The following is a 5,290-nucleotide window of genomic DNA, read 5'->3' as shown; positions in this document are numbered from 1 at the left end:
GCTCGCGAAAGCGGTCCATCAGAAACATCTGCATCGACTGACACACCGCCTTCGCGAGCAGGCTCGCTCCCACAGAGGTTGAGTGAATCAGGTTATCCTGCACGCTCTGATTACGGACGCTTTTCCATGCTGGTGATTTCCAACAACGTGCATCTGCCGGATGCCGAGATCGAATTGACCGCCATCCGCGCGCAAGGCGCCGGTGGGCAGAATGTCAACAAGGTCTCCAGCGCCATGCACTTGCGCTTCGACATTCCCAACTCGTCATTGCCGGAGTTCTACAAAGAACGGCTGCTGGCGCTGCGTGACAGTCGTATCACCAGCGACGGCGTGCTGATCATCAAGGCGCAGCAATATCGCACCCAGGAAGCCAATCGCGCCGATGCGCTGGAGCGGCTGGTGGAGCTGATTCTCAGCGCCACCAAAGTGGAAAAGAAACGCCGCCCGACCAAGCCGACCCTCGGTTCGAAGAAGCGTCGGCTGGAGTCGAAAACCAAGCGCGGCAGCATCAAGGCCGGGCGCGGCAAAGTGGATTTTTAAGCCTCGCGGTATTTTGCCGTGTGCCTATACAGATACACACTCAAGCCAAGTCCGCTCAACGCCGCGAAGGCTGCGAACAGAAAGATCGAAGCAAAACCGAACCCCGCCGCAATCGCCCCGGCCAGCGGCCCGGTGATCCCCAGCGACAAATCAATGAACAGTGAATAGGCGCCGACCGCCGCGCCACGGCTGGAGGCCGGCACAAGATTCACTGCTTCCACGCCCAGCGCCGGGAACACCAGCGAGAAGCCGAAACCGCTCAGCGCCGCACCGGCCAGTGCCCAATGCGCATCCGGAGCAATCCACAACAGCAACAGTCCCAACGTTTCCACCGACAGGCAGGCAATCGCCACGCGGAAGCCGCCGAGGCGGTTGATCAGATTGCCGAACAGCAGCCGCGCGCCGATGAAGCTGGCACCGAACAGGCTCAGGCACAGCACGGCGTTGTCCCAGTGCTGGGTCGCGTAATACAGGGTAATGAACGTGGCGATGGTGCCAAAACCGATCGAGCCCAGCGCCAGTCCGCAGCCGTGGGGGAAGACTTTGCCCAGCACGTGCATGAACGGCAGACGTTCGCCGGCGACGATTGGCGCAGCGGTTTTTGGCCATGCCAGCGCCAGACCGAGCAAAGCGAGGAGGATGATGCTCACGCCCATGCTCCACAGCCCCAGCCGGCTCACCAGCCAGACACCGAACGGCGCGCCGATCGCCAGGGCGCCGTAACTGGCGATGCCGTTCCAGGAAATCACTTTCGCCGTATTCGCCGCGCCAACCCGGCCGATGCCCCAGCCAATCGAACCGGAACCGACCAGGCTTTCCGCGCTGCCCAGCACCAGGCGGCCAATTAAAAGGCTGATCAGACTGAGCAGCGGCAGGTTCGGCGTCCACGCGGAAATCAGCATGAACACACCGCTCAAGCCACAGCCAGCGAGGCCGATCATCACTGCGCGTTTGCTGCCCTGGTTGTCGATGATCTTGCCCGCGTACGGGCGGCTGAGCAGGGTGGCGAGGTATTGCACGCTGATCACCAGCCCGGCGATCACCGCACCGAAACCGAGGTCACTGTGGACATAGCCCGGCAGCACGGCGAGCGGGATGCCGATGTTCAGGTAACCGATAAAGGTGAAGAGGACGATGGAGACAACTTGCAGCGTAACCGCCAGCGGACGCTGGGGCTCGGATATAGACGACATGGGTAACGATCCACGGGAGCAGCAGATTAGATAGGCTGCTCATGATACCGGCGTGAACCGTTCAGGGGCGGGGAAAAGTAAAACTATTTGCCGGGCGGCGCTTTCAGGATTTCGCCGGGGCCACCAATTGCGTGGTGACGAGGGCGGCGAGGGCGTTTTCTTCGCTGCCGAAACGCTCCAGCAGGGCGGCCTGTTTCTCGGGTGAGAGGCGATTCCAGATCTCGATCATTTTCTCGGTGGCGCCGATCAGCACGGCAGCTTGGCTTTCGGAGAATTCATCGGTCATGGCGGGCTCGGGTTTCAGGCAGTGTGGAAAGCGCATGTTAGCGCTTTCCACACGGTCTGTACGGCGGGTCTTACTCTTCGCTGTCGGCTTTGCGGCTGTCAGCGGCTTCTTGCGGCTCGGGCTTTTCGGCGCCGGCGTGTTGCGGGGTCGTCTGCTCAGGTACGTGCAGGCTTGGGAAGGGGAGATTGGGAATCTCGTGCATGGGTGCGCTCCTCGCTAAGTCTGTTGATAGATCAGGTGCTCCGCGCTTTACAAAGCCTGCGCAGGATACAGCAGGAAAAATGACAATCAGACTTTTAATTCAAATTAATGCGACAGATGGCCGCAGGGAGGCAAGAGCTGGGTCTGCTGATCGTTCCCACGCTCTGCGTGGGAATGCCTCAATGGACGCTCTGCGTCCGCTGTTGGGACGCGGAGCGTCCCGGGCTGCATTCCCACGCAGAGCGTGGGAGCGATCAGTCGGGCGGGGGGATTATTTGCAGGCGTCGGCGATGGCGTCCGCGAGCAATGCGAGGCGGGTGGCGTCGATCCCGGCAACGTTGGCCCGGCCCGAGCTGACCATGTACACGCTGTGCCGCTCGCGCAGGGTCTTCACCTGTTGCGGCGACAGGCCGGTGTAGGAGAACATCCCACGTTGCACACCGATGTGTGCGAAACGCTCACGCAAACCATGCGGTTCCAGCGCTTCGACCAGACCGCTGCGCAACTGCGCGATTCGCAAGCGCATCGCTTCCACTTCATCGGCCCAGCGCGCTTTCAGCTCTGGGTCGGCGAGGATGGTCGCGACCACTGCCGCGCCGTGATCCGGCGGCGTCGACCACAGGTTGCGGGCGATATTGGCCAGCTGGCTGCGGATGTCGATGAGCTTGTCGGCGCTGGTCGCGCAGACGATCAGCGCACCGGTACGGTCGCGGTACAGGCCGAAGTTCTTCGAGCAGGAACTGGTGATCAGCAGCTCCGGCACCTGCGCCGCGAACAACCGGGTCGACCAGGCGTCCTGCTCCAGACCATCGCCAAAACCCTGATAAGCAAAGTCGATCAGCGGCAGCAAATCGCGGCTGCGCACCACTTCAAGCACGCGCTTCCAGTCGTCATGGCTCAGGTCGAAACCGGTCGGGTTGTGGCAGCACGCATGCAGCAGCACCACGTCGCCCTTCGGCACTTCCCTGAGCACGGCGAGCATCGCTTCGACGTCGAGGCGGTTGTCATTGCCGACGTACGGGTAGTGGCTGACCTTGACCTTGGCGGCGGCGAAAATGGTTTCGTGGATCGGCCAGGTCGGGTTGCTCAACCACACGCCTTTGCCCGGCAGGCATTGCGCGATGAAGTCGGCCGCCAGACGCAGGGCACCGGTGCCTCCCGGGGTCTGGGTGGCGCCGGCGCGTTGTTCGGTGATCAGTTGCGAGTCGGCACCGAGTACCAGCTCATTGATGACCTTGCCGAACAGCGGATTGCCGTGGCCACCGATGTAGGTCTTGGTGTCCTGGCTTTCGACCAGTCGCGCCTCGGCGATTTTCACCGCTTCCGGGATCGGCGTCAGGCCCTGGGCATCCTTGTAGACGCCAACGCCGAGGTCGAACTTGCGCGGATTGGCATCCTGCGCATAGGCCTCCATCAAACCGAGAATCGGGTCGCCGGGGACCCGGCCGATGGCGTCGAAGTGCATTACTTGCGTCCTTCTGCGGTCTTGGCCACTTCGTCAGTGCGCGCAGCCATGATGAAGTCGTTGCGGTGCAGGCCTTTGATCGAATGGCTCCACCAGGTCACGGTGACTTTGCCCCACTCGGTCAGCAGGCCCGGGTGGTGACCTTCGGCCTCGGAGATCTCGCCCACGGCGTTGGTGAACGCCAGCGCGTGTTTGAAGTTCTTGAACAGGAAAACTTTCTCCAGCTGCATGATGCCGTCGCGTACTTCGATGTTCCAGTCAGGGATCTGCTTGATCAGGATCGGCAGTTCTTCATCGCTGACTTGTGGCGCATCGGCGCGGCAGGCTTCGCAGTGGGCTTGGTTCAAAGTCGACATGGTGTATTCCTGAAAACGAGTGTGTTTTTTATTAAAGCGCGTGTGCCGTCAATGCCGTCACGCTAAAGCAAAGTGGCGGCGACGGACAGACGCAATTGTCAGCAAAAGTCGCGGTTCAGGCGGCTTTGGGTTTCGGCGGAAATTTCGGCGCGTGCAAGCCCAACTGCATGCCCTGACGAACCATGGCCATGATGTCTTCATGGGCCACGTCGAACAGGCGTTTGAGATTGGGCAGGACGAAGTACAGCGGCTGCAGAATGTCGATGCGATACGGCGTGCGCATGGCTTCCAGCGGATCGAAAACCTGATGCTCGGGCTCGTCCGACAGGCAGTAAACGGTTTCTTTCGGCGAGGACAGAATCCCGCCACCGTAGATGCGCTTGCCTTGCGGGGTGTCGACCAGACCGAATTCGATGGTCATCCAGTACAGCCGCGCCAGATACACGCGCTCTTCCTTGGTCGCTTGCAGGCCGAGCTTGCCGTAGGTGTGGGTGAATTCAGCGAAGTACGGGTTGGTCAGCAACGGGCAATGACCAAAGATCTCGTGAAAGATGTCCGGCTCTTGCAGGTAGTCGAGTTCTTCGCGGGTACGTATGAAGGTGGCGACGGGGAATTGCTTGCTGGCAAGCAACTCGAAAAACGTCTGGAAAGGAATCAGCGCCGGCACCCGGGCAACTTGCCAGCCGGTGGTCTCGCCGAGGACTTTATTGATCTCGGCCAGTTGCGGGATGCGGTCGTGGGGCAGACCGAGTTTTTCGATACCGTCCAGGTATTCCTGGCACGCGCGACCTTCAATCACCTTCAACTGGCGAGTGATCAGCGTGTTCCACACTGCATGTTCTTCGGCGGGGTAGTCGATAAAACCTTGCGCATCGGGCTCGCGAGCCACGTATTGCGTCTGCTTCATGCTGCTCTCCTGCTAGGAAATTCGTTTTTGTTATGTCCAGCGATGGCTAAAGGAATAACCCAGAGTTTGAAGGCGTGCAGCATGTTGAGCCGCGCATGCGTAGGAAATTTCGTCGAGTTTCGTAAAGTTATTGTTACGCTTTGTCGGGTAATGCGCATTTACGGTGATTGGCGGGTTTGAAAAGGGCAGGGGCTGTCACATAATCTTGACAACTATCTGCGTGACTCGACAGAAACATCTGCCCCGGGCGCGCCAGAGAACCCTGTGGGAGCGAGCCTGCTCGCGAAAGCGGTCTGTCTGACACATCGATACTGAATGTGCTGGCGCCTTCGCGAGCAGGCT

At 60.4% G+C, this 5,290-nt stretch carries 7 protein-coding genes; 1 reads left to right on the top strand and 6 read right to left on the bottom strand.

Annotation, left to right across the window (positions count from 1 at the left end):
• The first annotated feature begins 126 nt into the window (after positions 1-126).
• Positions 127-540, top strand: coding sequence for an alternative ribosome rescue aminoacyl-tRNA hydrolase ArfB (gene arfB / locus QMX86_RS27175; RefSeq protein WP_016771119.1), 414 nt, complete (start codon positions 127-129; stop codon positions 538-540).
• Here arfB and QMX86_RS27170 read toward each other — a convergent pair.
• The 6 genes from QMX86_RS27170 to phhA form a co-directional block, all read right to left on the bottom strand.
• Positions 537-1,724, bottom strand: coding sequence for an MFS transporter (locus QMX86_RS27170; RefSeq protein ID WP_095180869.1), 1,188 nt, complete (start codon positions 1,722-1,724; stop codon positions 537-539). The two genes, arfB and QMX86_RS27170, sit on opposite strands and share 4 nt — an antisense overlap.
• A 112-nt stretch (positions 1,725-1,836) precedes the next feature.
• Positions 1,837-2,019, bottom strand: a complete 183-nt coding sequence (locus QMX86_RS27165; RefSeq protein WP_039761215.1) for a hypothetical protein — start codon at positions 2,017-2,019, stop codon at positions 1,837-1,839.
• A gap of 70 nt (positions 2,020-2,089) precedes the next feature.
• The gene (locus QMX86_RS27160; protein ID WP_016771117.1) at positions 2,090-2,221 is read right to left on the bottom strand and encodes a hypothetical protein; all 132 of its coding nucleotides are present in this window, start codon (positions 2,219-2,221) and stop codon (positions 2,090-2,092) included.
• 270 nt (positions 2,222-2,491) lie between these two features.
• Complete coding sequence (locus QMX86_RS27155; RefSeq protein ID WP_282387795.1) at positions 2,492-3,685, bottom strand: amino acid aminotransferase; 1,194 nt, start codon at positions 3,683-3,685, stop codon at positions 2,492-2,494.
• Positions 3,685-4,041: a 4a-hydroxytetrahydrobiopterin dehydratase gene (locus QMX86_RS27150; protein WP_016771115.1), complete on the bottom strand. Its 357-nt coding sequence runs from the start codon at positions 4,039-4,041 to the stop codon at positions 3,685-3,687. Before QMX86_RS27150 ends, QMX86_RS27155 begins: the two co-directional genes overlap by 1 nt.
• A gap of 115 nt (positions 4,042-4,156) precedes the next feature.
• A complete protein-coding gene (gene phhA, locus QMX86_RS27145) occupies positions 4,157-4,948 on the bottom strand; it encodes a phenylalanine 4-monooxygenase (RefSeq protein ID WP_056783748.1) in 792 nt (263 codons plus the stop codon).
• Positions 4,949-5,290: the final 342 nt, after the last annotated feature.

This window comes from Pseudomonas sp. PS01270 (assembly GCF_029959775.1).
GTDB lineage: Bacteria > Pseudomonadota > Gammaproteobacteria > Pseudomonadales > Pseudomonadaceae > Aquipseudomonas > Aquipseudomonas atacamensis.
The sequence above is the reverse complement of the archived record's forward strand: the minus strand, read 5'-3'. Positions and strand labels throughout refer to the sequence as shown.